Genomic DNA, 25,724 nt, shown 5'->3' with positions numbered 1-25,724 from the left:
GTCATCCTTCCGCCATCCGGGGGACCGTCCCAACGTTTCAGCGAGGGCTAAATTTGTAGCGTGGTGTCGATCGGTCTGTCCGCGTCCGCGGTCGCGCGCATCCGGTTCGCGGTGTCGCCGCTGTGGGAGACGATCGCGAGCCTGCGCGTGCTCCGCGACCCCGGTGCGCACGCCATCCATCTGCCGTGGGCGGCCGGGCTGCGGCACGTGACACCGCCGATCGACGTGCCGCCGTTTCCGGCCGCCATCCCCGACTTCCTGACGCCGAAGCCGCCGGGGCCGTTTCCGGAGCTCGACGAGGAGCTGGCGCTGCTGCCGGCGCCGGTGGCCGCGGGGCTGCGGGAGTACTTCGCGGTCGCCCTCGCCCCGCACTGGCCGCGGATCCGGGCGCTGCTGGAGGCCGACGTGCACGCGCGGTCGCGGACGCTTGCCGCCGACGGGGTGGGCGGCCTGCTCAACGACCTGCACGCCAACGTGTCCTTCGCCGACGGCACGCTGTCGGTCCTGCACCGCTGGTGCACGGCGCCCGACGTGGCCGACGGCGGCGACCTGGTGCTGATCCCCTCGGTGTTCGTCTGGCCGACGGTGCTGACGGTCTTCGACGTGGAGGCTCAGCTGGCCTACCCGGCGCGGGGGATCGGGACGCTCTGGGAGTCGACGCCGGCCCCCGATGTCGACGCGCTCGGCGCACTCGTCGGGCGGGCCCGCGCCCGGCTCCTGACCGAGCTGGCCGCACCGGCCTCGACCACGGACCTGGCCGATCGGACCGGGCTCACGCCGGGTGGTGTCTCGCAGCATCTCGCGGTCCTCCGTGCGGCCGGGCTGGTCCGCGCGCACCGCGCGGGTCGCAGCGTCCTGAACGTCCGGACGGCGGCCGCCGAGGTCCTGCTCAACGCCAACGGCCGACGCCCACCAAGGTAGGCGCCGGCCGGTGTCAACCAGGTGTCGACCTGGCGTGGTCGTGACTAGTTGCTGGCCTGACCGAGCTCGGCCTGGCCGCCGCCCTCGGTGTGCAGCTCGGTGCCCTGCGCGAACGCGGCGTCGAACTTCTGCTCCAGCGCGTCGAGCTCGTTGAACTCGGCCTGGTGCGAGGACTCGCTGCCCTCGGCGGCGAAGACGTGGTCGTCGACGGACGCGTCGTGGCTGTAGTTGGTGTAGTCGTCCGACTCATAGTGCACGGCGGCCGGCTGGTCGTACTCGACGTGGTGACCCTGCGAGAAGTCGGTCGACTCCTGCGCGTGGTGGTCGTTCTCGTAGACCCCGAACTGCGACTGCGCGTCGGCCTCGGAGCCGCCGGCCTGGTGGAGCTGGTCGAGCTGGGTGCTCTCCTGGCCGGCCTCGTACTGGCCGTAGTCCACGTCGTGGCCAGTGTCGCCGGTGTCGCCGGTCTCGTAGTCGCTCATGGTGTGCCCTTTCAGGGGTGGTGTGCGAGGTCTATGTGGTGCCCGGCCTTACGAGATTCACGTTAGGCGGGGGCCGAGTGCTCGGAATCCCGGAAACGTGCCAGGGGCCTGACGCGTTGTCTGCGCTGCTGGCGGGGAGCGTAGCCCGGCGGTGGCGGCCCGAACTATCCCCCACATGACAGCTGATCAGCCAGTTTTCGTCGCGGGCCCGGGGCCGGTGCATACTCCTGCGGTGCTACGACACTGCTGCGACGGAATGCGCGCGCAACTGGAACGAGAGCCGGACGACGACCTGGACCCGTGGGACGACCCGGACGTGGTGGTCGTCTACATGCCGCGGTTCGACGAATACGGCCTGCCGATCCGCGACGGCGGCACGTCGATGGTCGTGATCGGGTATTGCCCCTGGTGCGGGGCCCGCCTGCCCGAGTCGCGGCGGGACGCGTGGTTCGACGAGATGGACCGGCTCGGCCTGGACCCCTGGGAGGACGAACTGCCCGAGGAGTTCCAGACCGACGCCTGGTGGCACAAGGGCGAGGCGGACGGCGCGGCGCGCGAGTTCGTCGAGCCCGAGCGCGTGATCAGTCCCGCCTGACCAGCTCGACGACGGGGATGCGCCGCTCGATGCCGGCCTGGTGGTCGGCGAAGAACGGGTACTGCGCGGCGATGCGCTCGAACAGCCCGTCGCGGTCGGAGCCGGTCGTCGGGCGGGCGGTGGCCGGATACTCCTCCCCGTCGATCTCGACGGTGACGGCCGGGTCGGCGCTCAGGTTGCGCAGCCAGTCGGGGTCGCGCTCGGCCCCGGCCGCGGAGGCGACCACGAGCAGCCGGTCGTCGAGGCGGACGTACATCATCGGGTTCGTGTAATGCCGGCCGCTGTGGCGCCCCTTCGTCGTGAGGAGCAGCAGCGGCCGTCCCTCGAGCCTGCGGCCGTTCGCGCGGAACTCCGCGATCGTCTTCGCGTTCGCGGCATTGAGGTCCGCGGGAATCTGCGCCATGACGCCCCCTACACCGGTTCGAGGAGTTTCGACTTCTTGACGATCGGCACGCTCAGCGTCTTGTACCCGACCTGCTCGAACAGTACGACGACGCGGTCCTGCTCGTAGGCCATCACCGTGCCGGTGCCCCAGGCGGTGTGCCGCACCTCGCTCGACACCGGGAAGGGCCGGTCGTGGTCCTCCGTCTTGCGGATCTCCGGTGCGGGCACGAGCGGTGTGTTCTTCCTGCGCAAGATCCGGTGGTACCACTTGAGGCGCGGCACCACCGGATCGACCACGACACTGCCGTTGGCGCAGTTGTCACAGTGTCCGCACGGCTGCTCGGCCTGCTCACCGAAGTAGGCCAGGAGGGACCGGCCGCGACAGTTCGCGCTCTCGGCGTACTGCCGCATCATGTCGATCCGCGATCGGCGCAGCGTCTGGTGGCGCTCGAACTGGGCCAGCGCGAGCCGGGCGGCCTCGGCGGGGGCCGGGGCGTAGCGGGGCGCGGTCAGCTTGTTGCCGGCCCCGACCTCGACCGCGCCGACCTGCTCCAGGAGGCTCAGCAGCGAGGTGATCCGCCGGGCCGCCAGCCCGCTGCGGGTGGCCAGTCCGGTGCGGGTCGTCGGCCCCTCGCGCAGCGCCGCGGCGAGCTGGGTGAGCTCCTTGGCGTCGGGCGCGCCGGTGGCGAAGAACCGCTGCAGGGCCACGTCCTCGGGCCGGAAGAACAGGATGGTGCGGGCCGGGGACCCGTCGCGCCCGGCGCGCCCGATCTCCTGCAGGTAGCTGTCGGGGGAGTCGGGCAGCGCGACGTGGTGGACCCAGCGGATGTTGGGCTTGTCGACGCCCATGCCGAACGCGCTCGTGGCCACCATGACCGGGGTCCGATCGGCCATGAAGTCCTCGTAGCGCCGGCTGCGCTCGCCCGCGGCCAGTCCCGCGTGGAAGGCGACGGCGGGGATGCCCTTCTCGACCAGGCGCTGCGCGTACTGCTCGGCGATCGCGCGGGTGGGCGAGTACACGATGCCGGGGTTCTGCTCCTGCTGTATCTGCGCGAAGAGGCGCTGCCAGCGCTGCTCCTCGCTCGTGCAGTGCACGGCACCGAGCTCCAGATTGGCCCGGTCCAGCCCGGCGACCAGGACGAACGGGTCGCGCAGGCCGAGCGCGGCGCTGATGTCGGCCCGCACGGGCGGCGACGCCGTGGCCGTCAGCGCGACGATCGGCGGCCGGCCGAGCTCCCGGATCAGATGGCCCAACTGCAGATAATCCGGCCGGAAGTCGTACCCCCAGGCGGACACGCAGTGCGCCTCGTCGACGGCGACCAGGCCGGGCCGCAGCGCGCGGACCTCGGCGAGGCGCTCCGGGTTGCCCAGCTGCTCCGGCGTGATGAACAGGAACCGCGCGGTCCCCGCCTGCAGCGCCTCGAGGGCCTTGCGCTGCTGCGCGGGCGTCTCGGCGGAGCTGATCCGCACGGCCTGGCCGGCCCGGCGGCGGTTGAGCCCGGCGATCTGGTCCTGCTGGAGCGCCAGGAGTGGTGAGATGACTATGGCCGGCCCGTTGATCAGGGTCGCCGGCACCTGGTAGATCGCGGATTTGCCGCCGCCGGTGGGTAACACCACCAGGACGTCACGCTGCTTGAGCAGGGCGCGCATCGGCGGGAGCTGTCCCGGGCGGAGCGTTTCCCAGCCGAAGTCACGGCGGGCGGCGCGGCGCAGGCGGGTCGGCGCGGGCACAAGATTCATCGAGTCGGGACTGTACCGGTGTTCGAATGCTTCGGCGCGCTACGCGACACGCCGAGCCTTGAGGACTCTCACCGTTCAGCAACCGAGATGCACCCGAAAGTGACGGCGTAAGCACCCTTCGTAGTCGAAAGTTCTTCGTGTCAGCAGGTGGACCGCCTGCACGGGGTCCACCCGGACACGAGGGGGAACCGATGACAACGACCCTTGAGGGTGCCACGCTCAAGGTCCAGTTGGAAGGCCGGGAGCTCGAGGATCTGATCCGCGAGCATCTGCCGCTCGTCGGGCATCTGGTGCGCCAGACGCTCGGCCGCCTGCCGGCCCACGTCAGCCGCGAAGACCTGGTCTCGGCCGGGATGGCGGCTCTGGCCGGCGCCGCGAAGGCGTTCGACCCGAGCCGGGGCATTCCGTTCGGCAGCTTCGCCACCACCCGCATCCGGGGCGCGATCCTGGACGAGCTGCGCGGGCTGGACTGGGCGAGCCGGTCGGTGCGGGCCAGGGCCCGGCAGGTCGACGGGATGCAACAGGAGCTCACCGCGGCCCTCGGCCGCACCCCGACGAACGCCGAGCTCGCGGAGGCGCTCGGGGTAAGCGTCGACGAGCTGCAGGCCATCGACGACGACGTCCAGCGGGCGGCCGTGCTGTCGCTGCAGGGCTTCGCCGCCGGCAGTGCGGAGGACATGGTCCCGGAGCGGGCGGCCGGGCCCGAGGACCTGATCCTGCACCGGGAGCGCATCGGCTACCTGCACAACGCCGTGGAGGCGCTGCCGGAGCGCCTCGGGAAGGTCGTGAAGGGGTACTTCTTCCAGGAGCGCCCGATGATGGAGATCGCCCACGAGCTCGGCGTGACCGAGTCGCGGGTCTCCCAGCTGCGCGCCGAGGCGCTCATGCTCCTGCGCGACGGCCTCAACACCCACCTCGACCCCGACCTGGTGTCGGCCAGCGACAAGCCCACGGGCTGTGTGGCCCGCCGCCGCGAGGCGTATCACGACAAGATCGCCAGTGCCGGCAATCTCAACAGCCGTCTGGCCCAGACGAACCATCACGGCATGCCGTTCAACCAGACCGGCCGCCACGCTTGATTGCTTGTGCAGCAGCCGCGGGTCGCCCATCTTTTTGGGCGGCCCGTACGCTGCGAAGCTAATCGTGAATTAATGATCACCGTCCGATTGTGTCCACCCGGCGGTGCTAGTGTTGCCGCGGCAATTGGTCCGGCACGTTATCCGAACGTGCAACGCGACACCGATTGGGCGGGCAATGCGTTTTGATCCGGCGGAATTCGACAAACCGGAACACGGCGAAAGCGATCATATGCCGACCGCGGCCCCACGCCGTGGCGGCCGCCGGCTGGCGGTCATCGTCGCCGCGGCCGCCGCCGTCCTGGTGGTGGCCGGCGCCGCCGGCGCTGTCGCCTTCATGGGTGGCGGGCCGGACAAGCCGGTCTCCATCGACACGGCTCTGGGGGCCTCGAGCGCGCCTTCCGGGGCCGCCGCGGCCGACCCCGAGGGGCTCTCCGGCCTCGGCGCCGGCCCCTCCACCTCCGCTTCCACCTCCGCCTCGGGCAAGCCCGGCGCCACCGCGACCAAGGGCGGCAGCAACACCAACACCGGCCCCGGCGCCCCGCCCATCACCGCGGCCGCGGGCAAGAAGTGGACGACGAGCTTCAGCGAGGAGTTCGACGGCACGTCCCTGAACACCTCGAAGCTCAGCCCGTGCTTCGACTGGAACACCGGCGACTGCACCTCGACGTTCAACGACGGCCGCGAGCACTACCAGCCCAGCCAGGTCGTCGTCTCCGGCGGCACCGCGAAGCTGATCGCCGCCCCGCTGAGCCCGGCGTACAAGACGAGCGCCTGCCAGAACGGCGCCTGCACCTACAAGGCCGGCCTGCTCTCGACCGCCCGCCCCAACGCGAACGCGGGCACCAAGTATCTGTACGCATTCACCTACGGATACGTCGAGTCCCGCTTCAAGTTCCCGGCGACCCAGGGCTTCTTCACCGCCTTCTGGATGCTGCCGACGGATACGTCGTACAACTACAAGACAGAGTTGGACATCCTGGAAGAATTGGGTGACGACCCGTCCACGATGTACATGACGTACCACTACAACAACCGCGAGGACAATTTCGCGGCGAACAGCGGCAAACACAACAACGGCAAGTGCGCGTCGAAGGACTACTCGAAGGACTTCGTCCGCATGGGCGTCGACTGGGAGCCCGACCACATCGCCTGGTACATCGACGGCGTCGAGTGCGCCCGCTTCACCAACGCCTCGGTCATCGAAAAGGGCCCGATGCAGCTGATCCTGCACATGATGGTCGACAACAACTGGCAGCGCCGGTGGAACGTGGGCCTGACCGACCCCACCCTGACCCGCCAACTGGAGGTCGACTACATCCGGGTGTTCCAGCAGACCACCGCCTGACGCCGCGACACCATACGCGGTCTTGAGCCGGGTCCTGCCCGCCGATGCGTGGGCGGGCAGGACCCCCTGGGTCAGGCCGGGATCGGCGCGTCGGTGCAGACCGTGCCGTCGGCCGGCACCGCCAGGTTCAGCAGGTAGTCGTACATGTAGGTCTCGGTGCAGGCGCTCTTGCGGCGCGCCGTGTGTCCCTCACCCTGCCACGTGACCAGGTGGCCCTGCTCCAGGGTGTCGGCCAGCACGACCGAGTCGGCGTAGGGCGTGTCCGGGTCGCCGGTGTTGCCGAAGACCAGGATCGGGGCCGAGCCGTGCGCGGTGTACGGGCCGGTGTAGCGGCTGAGCCGCGCGGCCGGCCACTGCACGCAGGCCGGGGCGTGGGTCTGGTCGTAGGCCGGCGGGCCGTAGGCCATGCCCGGCGCGGTGAGCGGGAAGTCCGCCGCCGCCTTGGCCAGCCGGGTCCGCAACTGGCCGAGATCCCGGGGGTAGCCCCGGTCGGCGCACTCCACCGAGACGTTCACCGCGTTGAAGCTCGCGTCGCCGTCGCCGATCGAGTACATCAGCGGGCCGGTGCGGGACTCCGCGTCGTGCAGCGCGGTGCCCAGCGCCACCCAGCGCCGGGTGCCGCTGTTGAGCCGGAACGTCAGCTCCGACAGCATGGTGGCGCCGTTCACGCTGACCCGGCCGTCGGCGTCGAGCACCGGGTTCGCGTCAAGCGAGTCGAGGATGGCGTGGATCTTCGTGGCCAGGACGGCGGCGGTCGGTGCCGGCGTGCCGGCCGCGAACGGACACTGGGCCGGGTTGGCCGCGCACCAGTCCAGGAACCGGTACATCGCCGACTCGGTCGCCGCGTACTGGCCGTAGTCGTAGGCGTAGGGGTCGTTTGAGTACTTCTGCGGGTCGTAGCCCGCGTCCAGGATCAGCGCGCGGGTCCGCTGCGGGAACAGGTTCGCGTACACCGTGCCGACATAGGTCGCGTACGACTCGCCGAAGTAGGTCAGCTTCTGGTCGCCGACCGCAGCCCGCAGCACGTCGAGGTCGCGGGCCTGCGCCTCGGTACCGATGAACGGCAGCAGCGCGGCCGAGTTGGCCCGACAGGCGGCGTCCCACTGCCCGGCCAGCCGCAGCGCGGTGCCGAACGCGCCCGGCACCGGCCGGGTCGAGACCTGCGCCCACTGCGCCGCGTAGTCGTCCCCGTCGAGGCAGCTCACCGGTTGGCTGCGCTGCACACCGCGCGGGTCGTACCCGACGATGTCGAACTTGTCGCGGATCTCCTGAGGCGACGAGCTGGCGAAGGACGAGACCCAGTCGTACCCGGAGCTCCCGGGCCCACCGGCGTAGAGGAACAGCGTGCCGATCCGGTGCGCCGGGTCGGCGGCGACCCAGCGCCGCAACTGCAGCGTCACGCTCGCCCCAGCCGGCCGATGATAGTCCAGCGGCACCTTGGCGGAGCTGCACTGGTACACCCCGTCGCCGCAGTCGGCCCAGCTCAGGACCGGCACGGCGACGCCCGGCAGCCCACCCGGCGGCGACGCGGTGGCCGGGGACGCCGCCGCGCCCCCGCCGCTGAGCAGCACCAGCGCGACCGTGGCGAAAATGCCCACAGATGCGATTCGCGGATATCTCATGCACCTATCACGTAAACGCGGCCAAAAAGGTTGCCTACCGCGCCGTGCCGAGTTGCAACGGAGCCGCCGGCGCTCATCGGCGCCGTCGGCAGTGCTGACATGGAGAGTCGTGCCGGCGGCGACGGCCGTGGTGAGGCGTCGCGAAGCCATCGCCCTCGGCGTTGATGGTCAGGGTGCCGCCGGTGCTCGTCGCCTTGTACGGCCCGACCGCCACGCTCAACGAGCCGGGGTTCGCGGCACTGGACGGCGGCGAGCCGGCTGCGCACCAGCGGCGCAGCGGGGTTCGCGATGTGGCTGTTACAACCGGCGGCCACCGGGCGGTATCCGCAGAAGGCGCGCCTGGCGCCACGGCCGGTACCAATGCTCGGCGATCCATGGCCGGCACTCCAGCGACCGCAACCGTGGTCGCGACGCTGCTGCGTGATCTGACGGAGCTGTGGGAGTCGGCCTCGACACTCGGCGGGACGTGAGCCCCGGCTCACCGGTGCGTGTGCTGGACCAGATGCGGCGGGTTGTGCTGCACCGGCACCGCCCGGCCACTCGCTGCCTCGGCGGCTTTGATGATCTCGGCGACGCTTACTCCCTGTCCGCTGGCGATGTTGTATGTCCGGCATTCACCGATCTGCGCAGCGTTGAGCGCGCTCAGCACGGCCGAGGCAGCATCCCGAACGTGTACAAAGTCGCGCACCGCAGAACCGGGGCCGTTGATCGTGAGGTGGTCAAGCTGTCCCGTGATCGCCCGAAAGACGTTTGGGATGATGCGGGCGGTGTCGGTGTCGCCGAGGCCGCCGACTGCGCCGGCCAGGTTGAAGCACCGCAGGGTTATGGCGCCGATGGCGCCCGTGGAGGCGTAGGCCCGGACGAGATCCTCGGCCGCTGCTTTGGACGCGCTGTATGGGCTGTTTGGCCGCGCAGGGAGATCCTCCGTCAACGTCTCTTGGTACTCAGCGCCGTAGACGACGTGCGACGAGGCGTTGACGAGCCGGATCGGCGCTCGTTCGTGCTTGACCGCATCAAGCGCCAGCAACAGGTTGAGCGTGCCGCCGGTGTTGACGTCCCAGTACGTCAGCGGGTCAGCGAACGACTCCCGTCCCTGCGTCACCGCCGCCAGGTGGCACACCCCGTCGAAGTGCCCGGTCTTCACGATGTCGGCAACACGCTCGCGGTCGCGAATGTCGCCCTCGACCAGTTCGGCGCCTGCGCGTGGTTTGGCGTCGGCCCGGCCGCGGGTCATGACGGTGACTTCGTGGCCTGCGGACTGGAGTTCGAGTGTGACCGCATGTCCGAGGTAGCCGAGACCACCGGTGACCAGTACCCGCACGTCAGTTCCTCCCGAGGATCGTGTGTCGGTGCTGCCAGGCCAGTTCGAGACATCCTGCCGCAGCGGGCACGAGGCGGGCGAGATGTTCCCGGCCGCGCCTGTGACGTGTTGGCTGGCCATTTCGTGCGCGAGCGCCTCGGCGGTGTCGACCATGCCGAAGTACGTCGACGTGCCGAACCGCAGCGCATCGGCCTGGTCCCAGTCGACACCGGTCAGGCGCCACGCAAGCCGGTTGTCGAACAGGCGAGGGTGGTCTACGTCGCGGATTGCTTGGCTATATCGGAGATAGTGCCGCTCTTCGCTCGCGAGTGGTCGCGCATGTGCGCTGGCGTCCTCGGTACCGATGACGGTCGGTTCATCGGCGCTGCTGTCGAGCGCGATGCCGAAGGTGGCGAGTTCGAGCGGACGACAGCCGCACAACGGCAACCTGCTCCCCGTACCCGACAGCGAGCCGCCCACCCGAGAGCTCCGCCAGCGCGCTTACCCTCCCCGGCAGCTCGACCAGCCCCACCTGCTCGAGTGCGGTGAGGTCCCAGAGCCGGACCATGCCGTCGTGACTGCCTGAGACCATCAGCGGCCGCTCGCCCGGCAGCGACACCACCGTCAACGCGGCAACCCACTCGGCGTGCCCGTCAGCATCCGGCAGTCACGGCGCTGGGCTCGGCCGAGTTCAGGAGGGCCATAGGGCCATCTGGCCCTAGAATCGCCGCCGTGGAGAGGTGGGCGGAGGGTGTGCGGTACCGCGCCGTCGCCGATCGGCTCCGTGCGCGCATCGGCGCCGGCGAGTACCGGGGAGGGTGCCGGTTGCCGCCGGAGGCCGAGCTCGGGCGGGAGTTCGAGGTCAGTCAGGTCACCGTCCGCCGGGCGCTGGCCGTCCTGCGGGAAGAGGGGCTCATCGCCACCCGGCGCGGGCGGCCGGCGACGGTTCGGGCCGCCCCGCAGCGGCGCGCTGTCGTGCTGGAGAAGGGCTGCGTGGTCACCGGCCGGATGCCGAGCGAGGAGGAGCGCAAGGAGCTCGGCCTCGATCGCGGTGTGCCCATCCTCGAGATCAGGTGCGGGGACGGGCGGGTGGAGCGGTTGAACGCGGAGGCCGTCGAGGTGGTGGCGGGCGACTAGGCGGTACTGTCCGCGAGTGTTCATCCTGCTGCCGCCCTCCGAGGGCAAGGCCGACGCCCCCAGGCGAGGGGCGGCGGTGGATCTCGCCAAGCTGTCCGTGCCCGCGCTCACCGAGGCCCGCCGGGCGGTCATCGACGATCTGGTGAAGCTCGCGGCCGAGCCGGAGGCGGCGATCGAGACGCTCGGGCTCGGGGCGGGGCAGGGGGCCGAGGTCGAGCGGAATGCGCGGCTCGAGAGCGCGGCCACGCAGACGGCCGGCAAGGTGTACACGGGAGTGCTCTACGACGCGCTCGACCTCGACAGCCTCGACGCCAAGGCGAAGAGCCGGGCGGGGCGCGAGCTGCTGATCTTCTCGGGGCTGTGGGGCGTGGTCGGGCTGCGGGATCGGATTCCGCCCTATCGGTGCTCGATCGGGGTCAAGCTGCCGGCCGTGGGGGTACTGGCGGCGCATTGGAAAAGGGCGCTCAAAGAGCCGCTCGATGCGCTCGTCGGGGACGAGTTGGTGCTCGATCTGCGCTCGTCGGCATACGCGAGCATGTGGACGCCGACAAATGCGGTCACCGTCAAAGTGCTCCACGGCGGCAAAGTGGTGAGTCACTTCAACAAGGCGACCAAAGGGCGGATCGTGCGAGCGCTGCTCACGTCGGGCGTGCGGCCGAGAACGAGTGCGAAGCTCACCGAGGCGCTGAAGTCGCTCGGGTACCGCGTCGAAGAGCCCCGATCGGGTCAGCTGGACATCCACGTGGAGCACCTTTAGCGAAACGGCTGCGGGCGGGGTGTGCATCCGGGAACGTCAGGGAATGTGGACCCCACACTGACTCGACGTGCCCTGCTGAGCACCGCCGGCGCCGCGCTCACCGCGGGCGTGCTGCCCCCTTCCACCGCGCCGACGGAGGACTGGGGAACGGCCGGCCCGGCGCAGCCGGTCAGCATGGCGATGCACATTCACGGGCCGTTCAGTGAGGGGCTGGCGAGCTTTTCCGCGCACCTCGAACAGGCCCGCAAGAACGGCGTCGACGTGATCTGGTGGACCGATCACGACTTCCGGATCGCCGCGTTCGGGCACCGGCAGGCGGTGCACTTCGACGGGGCCGCCGAGCCCGAGGCCGGTTTCGCCTGGAAATGGGCGGAGGCGACCGAGGGCAAACCCACCGCCACCGTCGCCGAGTTCGTGGCCTCGCCGCATTCGCCGCAGGACGGCACCGGCAAGGCACTGCGGCTGCGCGCCAAAGGCAAGAGCCGGGACATCCTCTGGTACCGCGGGCAATCCGGGAACAACACCATGAACGCCTGCATCGCCGACACCGAACTGACGCTCGACGTGCTGCCCGAAACGCTCCCGAAGGACGGCTCCCTGCTCTTCGAACTGCAGCTGTCGAACCATCCCGGCAAAGGGGTGCTGCGGCTGCGGTACCAGATCGGGCCCTTCGCAAGCGCGACGCACACGGCGGCCGGCGCCGTCGGGACCGTGCAGTTGCCGGTGAAGCCGGCGCAGTGGCAGGAGTTCACGTTCGTCCTCCTCGACGACATCGCCAAGCTCTGGCCCGACATCGCCGCGGGCGACAACGCGCTGACCGGCCTGCGCATCGGTGTGCAGAACGCGGGTTTCGTCGTCGACCGGCTGACATTCCACCGGAAACGGCGCGCGGGCCAGGCCGGTGAGCAGCTGCGGGCCGAGGTCATCGCGGCCGCGGCGGCCCGGCACGGCGCGGGCCTGACGCATTACCGGGCGCTCGAGGTGTCATTGGTGCGCCACCTCAACTGGTTCGGCGGCGACCTGCAGTTCCCGCCGTTTCCGAGCCCGCCGGTGCGCGACAACAGTCCCGATCTGACGGCGTCGATGGTGAAATATCTCAGGTCGCACGGCGGGCTCGTCTGCTGGAACCACCCGATGGACGTCGCCAAGCGCGACGAGCTCGTGAGGCTCATGCTCGAACGGGACTTCCTCGGCGTGGACCTGGTGGAGATCGGCCGGAAACCGTACGACGACCTGATGTGGGTGCTCGACGTCGCCGCGCGCAATGCGCTGTTCTTCACCGCCGTCGGCAGCAGCGACGACCATGACGCCAAGGACTGGGCGAAGGAGCCGGAGCACGACATCACGTATGTCTGGGCGACCTCGAAATCGCAGCCGGATTTGCTGGCCGCGCTGACGAAGGGCGCCGCGTGGTTCACGGACCTGGCCCGGTACCGCGGGAGCCTGGACCTTCGCATCGGCGGCGTTTCCCACATGGGTGCCGTGCTGATGTCGAAGACGGCGGTGAAGGTCGACGCGATCGCGACGGGCCTGCCCAGCGGGGCGAAGGCCGAGGTGATTGTCGGCGTGGCCGATGAAGCGGCGGCGGTACCGTCGAAGAAAGCGACGAAATCGTCGAGCGTCACGGTGTCGCCGGGCCACTACGTCCGAGTCCAGGTCAAACTGGCGGGCGGTGAAGTGGTGGGCGTGTCCAACCCATTGTGGGTGCTGGAAAAGGCGCCGAAGCGGCCTATTCCCGCAGTCAGGCTGCGGAACCTGGAACTGTAAGAGCGGACGACCGGATTCGAACCGGCGACCCTCACCTTGGCAAGGTGATGCGCTACCAGCTGCGCTACGTCCGCACTGCGAAGGACTCTAGCGCATCACCCGCCGGGTCTGCCCCAGGGGGTCGTCACCCGTTAGCGTGACGTTCGTGAAGGTGCGCGTGCTCGCCCTGCCGCTGCTGCTCGCGAGCTGCGGTGGCCCGACCGCGGCCCCGCCGCCACCACCGGCCTCACCTGCGCTTTCGCCTCCGGCTCCGCTTTCGCCGTCGGCTCCGGCGCCGCCTTCCGCGCCGGCCGCCGAGCTCCGCCTGGCGTTCGCCGGCGACGTGCACTTCACGGACCGCACCGCCGCGCTGCTCCAGCACCCGTCCACCGCGTTCGGCCCGATCGCGACAACACTCAGCGACGCCGATCTCACCGTGGTGAACCTGGAAACCGCTATTACTTCACGCGGGACGGAGGAGCCCAAGACGTACCACTTCCGGACCGAGCCGAAGGCGCTCGACGCTTTGCAAGCGGCGGGCATCGATGCCGTGACGATTGCGAACAACCACGTGCTCGACTACGGCCGCGTCGGGCTGCTGGACACCCTCGACGCTCTGCACAGTGCCGACTATCCGTACTTCGGGGCGGGCCGCAACACTGACGACGCCTACGCGCCCCTGAACCTCACGGTCAAGGGCGTGAAGATCGCACTGCTCGGCTTCAGCCAGGTCCACGAGCTCGCCTCCACGTGGGCCCCCGGCCCCGACAAACCGGGCGTCGCGCTGGCCTTCGACACCAACCGCGCGCTGGCCGCAGTAACGGCGGCACGCACCCAGGCCGACCTGGTGATCGTGTTCAACCACTGGGGCGAGGAGGGCAACGGCTGCCCGACCACGGAGCAGAAGACCTTCGCCACCCAACTGTCCCGAGCCGGCGCCGACGTGATCATCGGCGCGCACGCCCACACCCTGCAGGGCAACGGCTGGATCGGCCACACGTTCGTCGCGTACGGCATGGGCAACTTCCTCTGGTACGGAGACTCCAAGAGCACCGAGACCGGCATCCTCCGCCTGACCGTCCGCTCCCGCACGGTCACCGCCGCCGAGTTCCTCCCCGCGGTCGTCTCCGACACCGGCCAGCCGACGCTGCTGGAGGGCGCAAAAGCCCAAAGCCTGTCTCGCCGGTACTCCTCGTTGCGCACCTGCGCCGCCCTGTCCCCCTCGCCGGCATAGAGAAACCGCAGCTCGGACCCCCTCGACGCGCCGAAGCGGGATACCGGTTTGGCATGGGGGATGACGGTCGGCTAAAGTTTGCATCCGTCACCAGGGAACAGCGGTGACGGTGCGGACGTAGCGCAGCTGGTAGCGCATCACCTTGCCAAGGTGAGGGTCGCCGGTTCGAATCCGGTCGTCCGCTCGGGAAAGTCACCACGGTGGGGTGGCCGAGAGGCGAGGCAACGGCCTGCAAAGCCGTGTACACGGGTTCAAATCCCGTTCCCACCTCGAGGACCACCATAACCACGGTGGCACCTTGAAGGGCGATTGGCGCAGTGGGAGCGCGCTTCCTTGACACGGAAGAGGTCACTGGTTCAAACCCAGTATCGCCCACGCAGGTCAGAGCGCCGGTCGACACAGTCGACCGGCCCTCTGCTTGTGCCTGAGTGCCCAACTGAGTGCCTAAGCCTCTTGGGTCACCCTGAAGATCCGGTCCATGGCCGTCGCCCCGCTGAGCAGCACCGGCCGGAGCTCGTGCCGGTAGACCGCCTCCGTCACCCGCGTGCCGGCGTGGCCCATGAGATCAGCGATCTCCTCGATCCGCATTCCCCCGCTCGAGAGCAGCGACACGAAGCTGTGCCGCAGCTCCCGAGGCGTCCAGTTGTGATCCGTAAGGCCGGCCTTCTTGGCAACCGCCCGGAACGCCCGCCGCACGTTCGCCGCGTCCAGCTCACCACCGCTCGAGGTGGCGAACACCAGACCTCTCCCACTCCCTCTCGCGCGATGCGCCCGCAGCACCGCAACGCACCGGGCAGGCAGCGCCAGCGTCCGCCGAGACTTCTTGGTCTTCGTGTCCCCGCCGGCCCGGACGGACCGCCACACCTGCATGGCCGGCGGATCGCCCTCCAAATCGACGTGCTCCCAGGTGAGCGCCCGCAGCTCCTCTGTCCGCGCGCCGGTCAGCAACGACACCACGATGTACGCCTCAAGCGGCGCACCCTGAGCCTTGTCGAGCAGCGCCGTCGCCTCGGCGAGCGTGAGCGACTTCGACGGCCGTCCGGGCTGACCGGTCGGGATGCCGCAGAGCGCCACTACGTTGCGCTTGACCTTGTCTCGAGCCATCGCCCTCTTCACGGCCCGGTTGAGGTAGTTGTGGAGGCTCCCGAGTGTTGCCGTGCTGAGCGTCTTGGCCTTCTCTGCCAACCACTTGTCGACGTCGGTCGCGCTGAGCGCCCGCAGCTTGCGTGCTCCCAGGGCCGGGATCACGTGGGTGTTGCACAGCCCGGTGCACTTCTCCACGGTCTTCGGCGACCGTCCGGCGAGCCCGTAGGCCAGCCAGTCCTTCACGGCATCGGCCACGGTGTAGTTGGCCGGCGCAATCGCCAGTCCGTCCTCGTGGTCGCGTAGCACATCCTTGAGCTTGGCCCGGGCCTCCGTCTTGGTCTTCCCGCTCCCCCGCCGCATGATGCGCTTCCCCGCCGGCGTGTAGCCGATCACGACGGCAGCGATGTACCGCTGTCGCTGTTCGTCCCAGTAGAGGCTTCCCTCACCAGGCCCCCGCCGCGCCGTCGTCATCGGCCGGTCTCCCGCTCGAGCAGGGCAACGTATTCGGCGATCGCGGTGTCAGGCACAAGCCGCGTGCGGCCGCACTTGACGGTGCGGAGGCGACCGGCGCGGATCTGCTCGTAGATGACGGTTCGGCTGATACTCAGCAACTCCATTGCCTCGGGGATCTTCCACAGGGCCTTACGTACGGTGACTGAAGGTGATGGTGCTGCGGGTGCCGGCAGGTTGGCCACGATGGTCACGCGGCACCTCCCGCGCGCACTTCCCGTGGGGTATCCGTACCATCCGTACCAAGCTCATTTTTGCTGCTCAACCCTGGTACGGATTGGTTGGGTGGTACGGATTGATCCGTACCAGGGATGCAATCCGTACCAGCACTGACCTGGGAAAAGGAGCTTGGTACGTTTGGTACGGATGGGGCGCCGGAAGTCGGGCAGTAGCGCTGCCAGGCGTCGGTGAACGCCTCCCGGTGGTACCCCTTCGCCTGACCAACGGGGAAACGCAGCGTAGTCGAACTGACGCCGAACTCTCGCAGCATGTCGCCGAGACGCTTTCCTGTCAGCCCGGTCGGACCGAAGCTCTGCCACGGGCCTTCCGCATCGTCGTTCAACGCGGCCAACAGATCAGCCGTGGTCGCGGCCGGTGGATCGCCGAGCGTCGTGAACGCGGCTCGGATGTCGGCCAGCAACCGGATGCGATGGGACACCGGTCCGGTCTCGTCCGCCTCAGCCACGAGCGTTGAGGCAGCGACCCGAGCGCGCGTCGGCCAGTTGCCGCCGGCGAGGTCGGCGACCGCGATCAGCGGCTCCCACGTGTCGGCGGCGCGGTCCTCGAGCGGCATGGCCGGCTCCGCGCGTTCCAAGGTCTCGAGATGCCCCCGCAACCACTGGAAGAGATCGGCGGCCAGCTGTCGCAGCGCCGGACCGTCGCGGCGGTGCCGGTAGGGCGCCACCTTCTCGGATGCCATCCGCCGGCGCATCCGGACCACGACGGCGCGGTCTTCGATGGTGTCGGGCATGACGCCGATGCCGGCGAGGGCGGCCATGGCGAACGTGGGGATCTTCTCGAGCCGGTGGGTGTTGTTGTCCCAGCGGATCGCGGGCCGGTTGCGCTGGTGGCCGGCGTTGAGCAGTCCCCGCAGGTCCTCGTTCGCTTCGGCGTTCTTACCGCCGAAGATGGTGTCTGCCTCGTCCACCAGGAGCGTTGGCGGCTCGTCGGTACCGATCGCCCGGTAGACGGCGGCTGGTGAGGCGTTGACGGTGATGAGGGGGTTGCAGCTTGTGCCCTCCACGATGTCGAGCAGCCGCGACTTGCCGCAGCGTTTCTCCGGCCCTCGGATGACCAGCCGTGGGGCGTGCGCCCACGCGGCCTGGGCGTGGCTGGCGGCGATCCAGAGGGTTACGGCGTCGACCGCCTCGGGCGAGGGCAGCACGACGTAACGAGTCAGGGTGCGGTGCAGGGCGTCGAGGATGTCGGCGCCGTTGGTTGGTTGGTCGTTCACGCGGCCACTCCCTCGTCTCGGAAGCCGCCGGCGATGGCGGCGCGGGTCTCGCGGTCGGTCTGGCCGGCGCCCATGCCGGCGTCGTAGAGGGCGTTCATGGCGTCGCGGAGACTGATGGCGTCGGCGGCGACCATTCGGGCGACTCCTCGAGCGCAGCCGTAGAGCGTGGAGCGGCGGCGGCCTTTGGGTGCGTGGCGCACGGTGTCGAGTAGGGAGCGCAGCAGCGCGTCGGGTGATGAGATGCCCCCGGCCGGCGTCGAGCTGGTCACCCTGGGCGTCGTCGTCGTCGCGGCCGGCGCGGGCCGGCAAGCGGTGATGAGGGCCGGGGGCATCTCAACCACCGGTCGGCCACCCGCCCACCGGTACGGGCGTCGGGTGCGCGGGTGGATCGACGGTGGCGCTACGACGTAACCACCGTCCCCGCGAACGTCGATGCCTTCACCAAGGCGCCCCTGACTGTTCAGGACCGGCGTTCCGGGGTGGCGATAGTACAAGTGCCACCCGCCGCTGCCGGTGACGACACAGGCCGTCTGGGGCATGAGCGCCGGGTCGAGCGCGCCACCGTGGCCCGGGTCGATGTCGACCACGACCAGACCGGCGACCGCGCCGGTGCGGATGGCCAGCAGTCCGGTCGGCTGGGCGGCGACCATGGCGGCGATGCGCTCGGGGTCGGTGGTCGCGGCGTAGAGGCCGTGGCAGAACAGGCACGGGCAGGCGTCGCGGTCGTGGTCCGGGCCGGCGTCGCGGCAGGCGTCGCAGTTGGCCATCGGCCGCTTGGTCCGGCCGAGCAGGAACACCGGCCAGCCACGCCCGGCGTAGTCGAGGGCGTTACGCAGCAACGGTTCCACGGTGGAAGCTCCCTTCGTGCAGCGCTTGGGTCAGGCGGTCGAGGAGGACGGCGAGCTGCCGACGCGCGTGCGGCTCGGTGACGGCCAGGGCGACGGTGAGCCGGATCTCGGCGTGCTCACGGCCGGCGGCCGAACGCACGCGGGTGAGGGCGATTCGGCCCTGGCGCGGGATGTCGACCACGAGCGGGTCGGCGCGGTGCTCGCCGAGTGAGCAGCGGTGCCCGCCGGCGCACCAGCTGGTGTGCGGGGTCATCGGGTGCCCCGGGTGCCGTTGCGGTGTTCGGCGCGCAGGTGTTCGTAGATGCGCCGGCCGATGCGGACACGGCGGCCGGTGCCGGTGCAGCGCGGGCAGAGCCGGAACATCTTGCGGGAGAGCGGGTTGCGGAGCTTGCCGGTGCCGTCGCAGCGGCGGCAGGAGCCGAACGGGAAGATCGCGCACGCGCCGATGTAGTACAGGGAGTAACCGGCGGCGGCGAGGCTAGCGAGCAGGATCATGGACCCCACGGAATGCCTCCTGAAGGCTGTTTGCGGGCGTGAAGGGTCGGCGCGACTAGGGGCTAGCGCGCTGATCAGGTATCGAATGGAGTGCTAGCGGGGGTGCTAGGTCTAGCAGGGCCGGCCGCTAGACTTAGCGGTGCTTTACGCGGCCGACTCGCCTCGGCGACGGTTACGCTCGGCAACCGCCTCGGCGACTGCGGTGCGGTCGATGCCGCGCCGGTTGGCGCCCTTGCCTGTGGCCGGGTCGGTGCCCCACACCTGTGTCGTGGTGATGCCGTACGGCTTGAGCGCGGCGCCCAGCTGGTCCCGCGTCAGCTCGGCGTACACCTCGGGCCGCAGCGCGATGAGGCGCTCCACGAGCGTTTCGGCCCAGAGCTTCGCCTCATCGGCTTGGAACACCGAGAGGGTGTCCTCGAGCAGCGTCTCCCGCCGCGTGGCCGGCGTTTCGGGCTGGTCGCCGGCGGCCTGTCCGGTGAGCGTGCCGGCCGCGACTCGAGCGGCGTACGCGCGGGCCGCCAGCTTCTCCACGGTCGGCCCGTCGAGGTAGTACGTGCGCACGATCTGCGCGTCATCGGCCGCCCCGACCAGGTACCCCACGCCCAGGTCCTTCTTGGTGAACATCGTGGCGCGCAGGCCGTTGCGGTAGCTGGAGGTGCCCAGCACCATGTCGTTCTCCAATTGCCCCATCACCCGCAGGCAGAACCGCGTCCCCACGTTGGCTGAGACGCCGGTAGGCAGGCTCTTGGCGTCAGGGCGTTGCGTGGCGAGGATAAGGATCACGCCCAGGGCGCGGCCCAGCTTGATGATCTTCTCGGCCAGCTCCCCCGCTTCCTTGCCGAACTCCGCGTGCGCGAACAGGTCCTGACACTCATCGAAGATCGCGACCAGCCATTGCAGGCCCTTGATGCGCCGGGCCAGCTCAGGCGTGACCTTGTTGTCCGGGCACACGTCCTTGGGCAGCTTCTTGATAGCGGCGGCGCGGCGCTGACACTCGGCGCGCAGCTCTCGCAGGGCCACCAGCCCCGCCTCAGCGGTGTCGTCATCCTGCCCCGACGCGTACCGGGCGCACACCCGCGCCAACGGGTCGAGACCACCGGTGCCCTTGAAATCGAACCCCCACAGCTCCGTGTGCGGATCAAGGGCGGCAACCAGCATCGGCAGCTGCACCGAAGCGGTCTTGCCGTAGCCGGGGATCGAACCGATCAGGACGTTCGTGTACGGCAGCTCCATCGTGACCACCCGGCCACGCGGATCGGTACCGAACGGGAACGGCTTGGCCACGTCCACCGTGGACGCCTTCAGCAGCGGCCACACCGGAGGCGGTACCTGAGACATAGGCCGGTCACCCACCCAGAGGACCAGCCGTGATGGGCTGATGTCCGCGTTGCCCTCCGGCCAGACACAGCCCAGCGGCCGGCCAAGCCCCGACGCGAGCCGGTCACGGCGGTCGAGCACGTCGCCCACGGTCACGCCGGGCGGCAAGTCGACATCGGCTCGCCAGCCCGGCCCGTCCCGCACGATCGGCGCCGGGAACGTGATGGCGCCGTTGCCCTGCTTGGCCAGCGCCTGGTTGACGCCCGCGATGCCGAGCACCGACAGCGCCCGGACCACGATGTCCGAGGTCAGCTTGGCCACCTGCGTGCCCACCACCGCGCGGTCCAGCAACGGCCGATCCGCCGGCGCCCCGCGCAGCCCGAACACCGCGACAGCCACGCCGAGCACGGCCCACCGGACCCACGCCGGCGCCAGCAACAGCGCCACGGCGGCCAGGATCAGCGTCACGATGACGACCAGGGCGACGATGCCCCGCCACCGCACACGCCGGTCGCGCTGGCGGGACAGGTGCAGGTACTGCTCCGCGTTCTCCGTGCGGACCGTGGCCTGCCGGACCGGTTCACCCTCGAGATCGAACAGCCAGCGCATCGCACCACCGACCGTTCGCCCCAAGCCAACGGGCGAGCGCAGCGCAAGCTTGCCGGCGTACTTCGGCAGGCGCAGCGCGTGATACGCCGCGACGTGCGCGGTGTAGCCGGCCGCCCACGCCACCGCGTCGCGCAGCTCGGCGCGCGAACGCAACCAGGCGGGCAGCAGCGGCCGGCGCTCGGCGCCACGACGGTCCAGCTTCGGCTTGCGCTGCGCCTCGAGCGAGTCGACCAGCACCGGGCCGGCGGCGTCGTCCTGGTCCTCGTGGTCGTCGTCGCGCTGCCGGCGCTCCCGGGCGGCGTCGAGGTCGACCACGTTGTCGGTCATCTCGTTCTCGTAGCGGGACCAATCCAACCCTTCCGGGCGGTCGCGGTCCGGCTCATTCGTCGTCATGCTGAAGGTCTCCTGACTCCTTCTGGAGGGATGGGGACCGGTGCGCGGCCGGGTTTCCTAGGCCTCGAGGCCGCGCACCGGGCGTAGCTACTCGTGGTGGGCGTGGATGAGGTGGGCCAGGGCGGCGCCCATGCCGAGCACGGCGACGGGCAGGCAGGCGACCGCCGTGGTGATCTGCCACGGGGCGTGGGTGATGCCGGCGGCGGTCAGCAGGTGGTAGGCCACCTGTCCCGCGCCACCGAAGACCAGGGAGCCGATCGCGGACCAGCGGGCGAACCGCCGCGCGGCGGCCGGGGCGGTACCGGTGAGCCAGACCGCCAGGGCGTACGCCGCGTAGGTCTCGACACCGATCGGCAGGGTGATGGCGGTGTTCAGGCTGAGGTCGCTCCAGATGCCCGGCAGCGGATGCACGACGCCGAACCCGGTCAGCTCACCGAGCCCCACCCACCCGGACCAGATCGCCACGAACGCCGGCAGGGCCAGGAGCATCACCGGCCAGGAGCGCGCCTTGCGCACCTTCCGAGGCACCCGGACGTGCGGGATGAGGATCGGCTCCGGGTCACTGGTCGCATCCGGGTGTCCATCACCCGTGAGCAGCGGCGCCACCTCAGCCACCGGCTCGGCCGGCGGGGGCATCTCAACCACCTCGGGAACCGGCTCGACCGTCGTCGGCTCTGAGTCCGCCAAGACATCGGGCAGCACCGGCGGCGCGGCCGGCGCGGCGGTGAACTCGGCGGCCTGCAGCGCCTCCCGCAGCGCGGTCGCCTTCGGCGCACCCACCTTCAGCTCCTTCATGAGCTGATTGCGGGACGGGACCTTGCCCAGACTCGAGGCGATCTCCTGAGCACGAGGCAGGAGGGCGGACAGGTCAAACGGGTACGCGCTCGGCGCGGTCGTGGTGGTCATGCGGCAGCTCCGATCAGCTCAGCGGGGAAGGCGGCCAGAACGGCGAGAAACGACGCGTGCAGCCGCTTGGAGATGGCGCTCGGCGTCATGCCCCGCCCGTGCAGCCGGACCACGGCGGCGGTGAACTCGGCGCGGGTCAACTCGACCCGCTCGCCCCGACAGGCCAGGTCAACGGCGATCTCGTCGACGTAGTTGGGGTCGGGCGTCAGCTCGCGGGGCAAGCCGCACTCGACCGCAAATCGCTCGTCGTCCCGGATCGCCAGCTCCCAGCAGGCGCCGCAAGCCACGATGCGAGCGAGCGGCGGACGGTGCGCATCGCAGTGCCGTCGCGCGACGTCGGCCAGGGGATGACCAGGGCCGAAGTGGACCGTTGTGGTGAACAACTTCCTCAACCTCCATCAGGAAGAGTTGCGCTTGCCTGTTGCGCAACACAGTAGCGATACGCGGGTCTGTTGCGCAAGCCTGTTGCGGTACGGTGTGTGCGTGAGCGATGAACCCGCAGTCGATGTCCGCGACGGACTAACCGCCGCCACGAAGCGCTACCGGCGCACTGAAACCGCCCATGAGCAGGCCCGCCAGGAAGCCATCGCGGCCGTGGTCGCGGCACTGAACGCCGGCGTCCCGCCGACCGAGGTCGAGCGGCTGTCACCGTTCACCGGGGCGTACATCCGGAAGGTCGCCAGGGACCACGGCATCCCGCCGGCGCCACCCGGACCCAAGCGGTCCGCCGTCGCGTCTTGAGCCATCTCCGTCATGCCTTAAGCAAACCCGCTGAGCAGCCCACATCGAACACCAGCGATTCGCCCGCCAAACGCCACCGGGTAGGCATCCACTAGGCATCCGGCGTCACAACGGGCAGAACGCAACTACCTGGGGAGGTACGAAGTGCCGTCGAGCGCGGCTGAGGCAAGACCGAACGTCGTGCTGTACAACCTCCGTGACAACGCCGGCGAGACGCAGCAGGATGTCGCCGACGCGCTCAACGAGCTGGGCGCCGTGCACGGCCGGCGACTCGCCATCACCGCCAACCAGCTGAGCCGCTGGGAACGCGGCGTGGTCTTCCCATCGGCGTTCTACCGCAAGCTGCTCGCCGAGCACTTCGGCGTCTCCGTCGCCGAGCTCGGCCTCACCCGCCCGAAGGTGACCGCCGCGCCGGCCCGCACTGAGGAGTCCGACGCGTTCGCGATCCGCACGGACACCGAGGGGCCTGAGATGCCCCGCCGCGTCGCCGAGAGCCAGCAGCAGTGGAGGACGACACGCCGCGCGCTCAACGCCCATCGGGTCGCCCTGGCTCGAGAAGCTGCGCGCCTCTACGACGCCGAGCTGCGCGTCGGCACCTCTGGACTCATCGCGCCGCCCAGCTGGTTGCCGAGCACCCCTCGAGAGCTGTCCACCTTCGGCATCGCCTACGACAACGCCGCCGGCGAGCCGGACGTCACCGGCAGCGAGGAAGCCAGCGCGGCCACCCGCCCACTGGCCAGCGAGGAGCGGCGGTACGCACGGTACAGCCAGGCCATTCGCGACGTTGACCACCCGCGGCTGTTCGAGAACCGCCTTGCCTGGCGTCTGACCGACGTCGACTGGGACCAGGCCGACGCGCTGGCCTTCGCCACCTCGACGTACTTCGGCATGGTCGACACCGCCGAGGCGCTCGCGCACGAGATGGCCGCCCAGCACCTGACCGGCGCGGCCGGGGGCATCTCACCCGCCTCGTGGCGCGGCCTGACGTTCCGCCGACATCTCGGCGACCCGTTCGACCTCTACCGCCGCGCCCTGGTCTCATCCACCGACACCCTGACCATCCGGGCCGATGCGGACGGCGCGACGTTCGTCCTGCACAACCGCAGCGCGGGCAACGTCGCCGTGGCCGGCGGCATGCTGCACATCATGCCGGCCGGCGTCTTCCAGCCCTCGAGCATCCTGCCGGCCGCCCAAACGGCCGACTTCGACCTTTGGCGCAACATCATGCGCGAGTTCAGCGAGGAATTCCTCGGCAACGCCGAACACGGCGGCGACGGTAACCCGGCCGACTACGCCGTCGAGCCTCTTGCTTCGTTCGAGGCAGCTCGAGCGGCCGGCCGCATCCGCGTGTTCTGCCTCGGCGTCGCGCTCGACGCGCTGACCCTGTACGGGGAGCTGCTGACCGTGGCGGTGTTCGACGGGGAGACGTACGACCGGCTGTTCGCCGACATGGTCGACCACAACGACGAAGGCACCATCGTCAAGACCGGCAGGGTGCAACCCACGTCAGCCCTGCCGTTCACCCGGCACGTGTTGGATGAGCTGGCCCATGGCGGACGCCTTGCCCCGGCTGCGGCAGGATGTCTTGAGCTGGCCTGGCAACACCGCCACACGATCCTCAGGAGGAACTGACGTGCGGGTACTGGTCACCGGCGGACTCGGCTACCTCGGGCATGCCGTCACGCTCGAGCTCCAGGCTGCGGGCCACGACGTCACTGTCATGACTCGCGGCCGCACCGACGCTAAACCACCAGCGGCCGCCGAGCTTGTCGTGGGCGACATTCGCGACCGCGCACGCGTCGCAGCGATTGTCCGCACAGGGAACTTCGATGGCGTGTGCCACCTCGCCGCTGTTACGCAGGGCCGCGAGTCGTTCGCCGATCCGCTGACTTACTGGGACGTCAACACCGGCGGAACGCTTAATCTACTCCTCGCACTTGACAGATTTAAGCACGAACGTCAGCCGGCACGGTTTGTCTTTGCGTCGTCTCATGTGGTGTATGGCGCTGGCCACGAGGGCACCTTGGCAGAGAATCTGCCCTTACAACCAAATAGCCCGTACGGAGCTTCAAAGGCGGCCGCTGAGGACATTGTGAACGCCTACGCCGCCACAGGCGGAATTAATGCGGTTGTGCTGCGAGTATTCAACCTGGCGGGTGCGGCGGGAGAAGTCGGTGACACAGATACTGCACGCATTATTCCAAACGTCTTCCGGGCGATCTCCGGGCAAGCGAATCACGTCATGTTGAATGGGGACGGATCAGCGGTCCGTGATTTCGTACATGTGATGGATGCTGCCGCTGCCTTTCGAGCCGCCATCGAAAGCCCTTCCGCGGGAAACGCACATATCTTCAATGTCGCGAGTGGCCATGGCAACAGCGTCGCGGAAATTATCGCGACGTCGGAGCAGGTTACCGGGCGCCATGTGCCGATCATCAGAAACCCATCAAAACCAGAAGCTCAAAGTCTTGTCGCTGACATCGAACTGATAACCTCCAAGCTTGGATGGCTTCCTCGGCGGTCAAACCTAACGACCATGATATCGGATGCTTGGGCCGTTTGGCTTTAAGATGGCGGCGGGCGGCCGGGCCTTACAACGTCTACACTCACGGAATTCATCGCACAGATTTTATTGCACTGGATCGACGCTGCCCAGGCACTGAAGGCCAACGGACGGTCAGTATGGTGCTATCTCGAATTGCTCGCCAGGAGTGCTCAATTCCCCGATCCCATAACAAATAGTCGCCAGGGTTCTTAAGAATGAAAACTCCGGTAGATAGAGCGATCTCAAATTGGCCAGTAATCAGGAGCGACAAGGTTGTGCGCGTTTCTCCCGCAGTCCATTGGTCTCGCTGCTCACCCTCGGCATGATTGGACCACTTCACCTCAACGTCGCGGGTCGACCGTACGTCGGCCTCATCCTTGAAGAAATGACCGATAAGCCAACCTTTGTCCAACAGCGACTCTGATGGCGCTGAACCAAAGTGGTAGCCTTTTGGCGCCATATCATCTAGTCCTGCTTCT

At 69.3% G+C, this 25,724-nt stretch carries 25 protein-coding genes and 4 tRNA genes; 15 read left to right on the top strand and 14 right to left on the bottom strand.

The window, feature by feature from the left end:
• Positions 1-60 precede the first annotated feature (60 nt).
• Positions 61-921, top strand: a complete 861-nt coding sequence (locus Dvina_RS43745; RefSeq protein WP_223096740.1) for an ArsR/SmtB family transcription factor — start codon at positions 61-63, stop codon at positions 919-921.
• Positions 922-965: 44 nt separating this feature from the next.
• Here Dvina_RS43745 and Dvina_RS43740 read toward each other — a convergent pair whose 3' ends face one another.
• Positions 966-1,403, bottom strand: coding sequence for a hypothetical protein (locus Dvina_RS43740; protein WP_223096738.1), 438 nt, complete (start codon positions 1,401-1,403; stop codon positions 966-968).
• A 256-nt stretch (positions 1,404-1,659) separates the two neighbouring features.
• Here Dvina_RS43740 and Dvina_RS43735 point away from each other — a divergent pair, with 256 nt between their 5' ends.
• Positions 1,660-1,998, top strand: coding sequence for a DUF6980 family protein (locus tag Dvina_RS43735; RefSeq protein WP_223096727.1), 339 nt, complete (start codon positions 1,660-1,662; stop codon positions 1,996-1,998).
• Here Dvina_RS43735 and Dvina_RS43730 read toward each other — a convergent pair.
• Entirely contained in the window at positions 1,985-2,401 is a 417-nt protein-coding gene (locus Dvina_RS43730) for a nitroreductase/quinone reductase family protein (RefSeq protein ID WP_223096725.1), read from the bottom strand. The two genes, Dvina_RS43735 and Dvina_RS43730, sit on opposite strands and share 14 nt — an antisense overlap.
• 8 nt (positions 2,402-2,409) lie before the next feature.
• Positions 2,410-4,122 carry a RecQ family ATP-dependent DNA helicase gene (locus tag Dvina_RS43725; protein ID WP_223096723.1) on the bottom strand — a complete coding sequence of 571 codons (1,713 nt, stop codon included), beginning with the start codon at positions 4,120-4,122 and terminating at the stop codon, positions 2,410-2,412.
• Positions 4,123-4,313: 191 nt separating this feature from the next.
• Between Dvina_RS43725 and Dvina_RS43720 the strand changes: the two genes are divergently transcribed.
• Together Dvina_RS43720 and Dvina_RS43715 are read left to right on the top strand one after the other, a co-directional pair.
• Positions 4,314-5,201 carry a sigma-70 family RNA polymerase sigma factor gene (locus tag Dvina_RS43720; RefSeq protein WP_223096721.1) on the top strand — a complete coding sequence of 296 codons (888 nt, stop codon included), beginning with the start codon at positions 4,314-4,316 and terminating at the stop codon, positions 5,199-5,201.
• A gap of 229 nt (positions 5,202-5,430) precedes the next feature.
• Positions 5,431-6,546: a glycoside hydrolase family 16 protein gene (locus Dvina_RS43715; RefSeq protein ID WP_223096719.1), complete on the top strand. Its 1,116-nt coding sequence runs from the start codon at positions 5,431-5,433 to the stop codon at positions 6,544-6,546.
• A gap of 71 nt (positions 6,547-6,617) precedes the next feature.
• On the opposite strand, the gene Dvina_RS43710 is transcribed toward Dvina_RS43715, so the two are convergent.
• Both Dvina_RS43710 and Dvina_RS54870 read right to left on the bottom strand, forming a co-directional pair.
• Positions 6,618-8,144 carry an alpha/beta fold hydrolase gene (locus Dvina_RS43710; protein ID WP_223096717.1) on the bottom strand — a complete coding sequence of 509 codons (1,527 nt, stop codon included), beginning with the start codon at positions 8,142-8,144 and terminating at the stop codon, positions 6,618-6,620.
• Between the two features lie 502 nt (positions 8,145-8,646).
• On the bottom strand, positions 8,647-9,948 hold the full coding sequence (locus tag Dvina_RS54870) for an NAD-dependent epimerase/dehydratase family protein (RefSeq protein WP_246655714.1): 1,302 nt from the start codon (positions 9,946-9,948) through the stop codon (positions 8,647-8,649).
• Positions 9,949-10,200: 252 nt separating this feature from the next.
• Between Dvina_RS54870 and Dvina_RS43700 the strand changes: the two genes are divergently transcribed.
• Genes Dvina_RS43700 through Dvina_RS43690 form a run of 3 tightly spaced genes read left to right on the top strand, consistent with a single transcriptional unit; the run spans position 10,201 to position 13,129 of the window.
• Positions 10,201-10,605, top strand: coding sequence for a GntR family transcriptional regulator (locus tag Dvina_RS43700; protein ID WP_223096696.1), 405 nt, complete (start codon positions 10,201-10,203; stop codon positions 10,603-10,605).
• Positions 10,606-10,621: 16 nt separating this feature from the next.
• Positions 10,622-11,362, top strand: coding sequence for a YaaA family protein (locus Dvina_RS43695; RefSeq protein WP_223096694.1), 741 nt, complete (start codon positions 10,622-10,624; stop codon positions 11,360-11,362).
• A gap of 21 nt (positions 11,363-11,383) precedes the next feature.
• Positions 11,384-13,129 carry a CehA/McbA family metallohydrolase domain-containing protein gene (locus Dvina_RS43690; RefSeq protein WP_246655713.1) on the top strand — a complete coding sequence of 582 codons (1,746 nt, stop codon included), beginning with the start codon at positions 11,384-11,386 and terminating at the stop codon, positions 13,127-13,129.
• A 1-nt stretch (position 13,130) separates the two neighbouring features.
• On the opposite strand, the gene Dvina_RS43685 is transcribed toward Dvina_RS43690, so the two are convergent.
• A tRNA-Gly gene (locus tag Dvina_RS43685) sits at positions 13,131-13,203 on the bottom strand.
• A 71-nt stretch (positions 13,204-13,274) separates the two neighbouring features.
• Between Dvina_RS43685 and Dvina_RS43680 the strand changes: the two genes are divergently transcribed.
• The 4 genes from Dvina_RS43680 to Dvina_RS43665 all read left to right on the top strand — a co-directional run bounded on the left by Dvina_RS43680 (position 13,275) and on the right by Dvina_RS43665 (position 14,717).
• Positions 13,275-14,342 carry a CapA family protein gene (locus Dvina_RS43680; protein WP_223096693.1) on the top strand — a complete coding sequence of 356 codons (1,068 nt, stop codon included), beginning with the start codon at positions 13,275-13,277 and terminating at the stop codon, positions 14,340-14,342.
• Between the two features lie 111 nt (positions 14,343-14,453).
• Positions 14,454-14,526 (top strand) — tRNA-Gly (locus Dvina_RS43675).
• Between the two features lie 15 nt (positions 14,527-14,541).
• A tRNA-Cys gene (locus Dvina_RS43670) sits at positions 14,542-14,612 on the top strand.
• A 33-nt stretch (positions 14,613-14,645) separates the two neighbouring features.
• Positions 14,646-14,717: transfer RNA gene (locus tag Dvina_RS43665), tRNA-Val, on the top strand.
• 69 nt (positions 14,718-14,786) lie between these two features.
• Here Dvina_RS43665 and Dvina_RS43660 read toward each other — a convergent pair.
• Genes Dvina_RS43660 through Dvina_RS43645 form a run of 4 tightly spaced genes read right to left on the bottom strand, consistent with a single transcriptional unit; the run spans position 14,787 to position 18,239 of the window.
• Complete coding sequence (locus tag Dvina_RS43660) at positions 14,787-15,899, bottom strand: tyrosine-type recombinase/integrase (protein WP_223096692.1); 1,113 nt, start codon at positions 15,897-15,899, stop codon at positions 14,787-14,789.
• Positions 15,896-16,114: a helix-turn-helix domain-containing protein gene (locus tag Dvina_RS43655; RefSeq protein ID WP_380030341.1), complete on the bottom strand. Its 219-nt coding sequence runs from the start codon at positions 16,112-16,114 to the stop codon at positions 15,896-15,898. Before Dvina_RS43655 ends, Dvina_RS43660 begins: the two co-directional genes overlap by 4 nt.
• A 14-nt stretch (positions 16,115-16,128) precedes the next feature.
• The gene (locus Dvina_RS43650; protein WP_223096690.1) at positions 16,129-17,391 is read right to left on the bottom strand and encodes a DUF3631 domain-containing protein; all 1,263 of its coding nucleotides are present in this window, start codon (positions 17,389-17,391) and stop codon (positions 16,129-16,131) included.
• Positions 17,388-18,239 (bottom strand): bifunctional DNA primase/polymerase, encoded by an 852-nt coding sequence (locus Dvina_RS43645; protein ID WP_223096689.1) that lies wholly within the window; start codon positions 18,237-18,239, stop codon positions 17,388-17,390. Before Dvina_RS43645 ends, Dvina_RS43650 begins: the two co-directional genes overlap by 4 nt.
• Before the next feature lies 1 nt (position 18,240).
• Here Dvina_RS43645 and Dvina_RS55865 point away from each other — a divergent pair, with 1 nt between their 5' ends.
• Complete coding sequence (locus Dvina_RS55865; protein ID WP_223096687.1) at positions 18,241-18,450, top strand: hypothetical protein; 210 nt, start codon at positions 18,241-18,243, stop codon at positions 18,448-18,450.
• 38 nt (positions 18,451-18,488) lie between these two features.
• Here Dvina_RS55865 and Dvina_RS43635 read toward each other — a convergent pair whose 3' ends face one another.
• The 4 genes from Dvina_RS43635 to Dvina_RS43620 all read right to left on the bottom strand — a co-directional run bounded on the left by Dvina_RS43635 (position 18,489) and on the right by Dvina_RS43620 (position 22,342).
• Positions 18,489-18,734, bottom strand: a complete 246-nt coding sequence (locus Dvina_RS43635; protein WP_343217069.1) for a hypothetical protein — start codon at positions 18,732-18,734, stop codon at positions 18,489-18,491.
• 144 nt (positions 18,735-18,878) lie between these two features.
• Positions 18,879-21,053, bottom strand: coding sequence for an FtsK/SpoIIIE domain-containing protein (locus tag Dvina_RS43630; protein WP_223096684.1), 2,175 nt, complete (start codon positions 21,051-21,053; stop codon positions 18,879-18,881).
• Positions 21,054-21,140: 87 nt separating this feature from the next.
• Entirely contained in the window at positions 21,141-21,959 is an 819-nt protein-coding gene (locus Dvina_RS43625; protein WP_223096683.1) for an ABC transporter permease, read from the bottom strand.
• A complete protein-coding gene (locus Dvina_RS43620; RefSeq protein WP_223096681.1) occupies positions 21,956-22,342 on the bottom strand; it encodes a hypothetical protein in 387 nt (128 codons plus the stop codon). Before Dvina_RS43620 ends, Dvina_RS43625 begins: the two co-directional genes overlap by 4 nt.
• A gap of 100 nt (positions 22,343-22,442) precedes the next feature.
• Between Dvina_RS43620 and Dvina_RS43615 the strand changes: the two genes are divergently transcribed.
• The 3 genes from Dvina_RS43615 to Dvina_RS43605 all read left to right on the top strand — a co-directional run bounded on the left by Dvina_RS43615 (position 22,443) and on the right by Dvina_RS43605 (position 25,269).
• Positions 22,443-22,700 carry a hypothetical protein gene (locus Dvina_RS43615; protein WP_223096680.1) on the top strand — a complete coding sequence of 86 codons (258 nt, stop codon included), beginning with the start codon at positions 22,443-22,445 and terminating at the stop codon, positions 22,698-22,700.
• Positions 22,701-22,880: 180 nt separating this feature from the next.
• The gene (locus Dvina_RS43610) at positions 22,881-24,332 is read left to right on the top strand and encodes a helix-turn-helix domain-containing protein (RefSeq protein WP_246655710.1); all 1,452 of its coding nucleotides are present in this window, start codon (positions 22,881-22,883) and stop codon (positions 24,330-24,332) included.
• 1 nt (position 24,333) lies between these two features.
• Positions 24,334-25,269 carry an NAD-dependent epimerase/dehydratase family protein gene (locus Dvina_RS43605; RefSeq protein WP_223096678.1) on the top strand — a complete coding sequence of 312 codons (936 nt, stop codon included), beginning with the start codon at positions 24,334-24,336 and terminating at the stop codon, positions 25,267-25,269.
• Positions 25,270-25,724 lie beyond the last annotated feature (455 nt).

The organism is Dactylosporangium vinaceum (assembly GCF_019904175.1).
Lineage (GTDB): Bacteria > Actinomycetota > Actinomycetes > Mycobacteriales > Micromonosporaceae > Dactylosporangium > Dactylosporangium vinaceum.
This window is presented reverse-complemented; position numbering and strand designations above follow the sequence as displayed.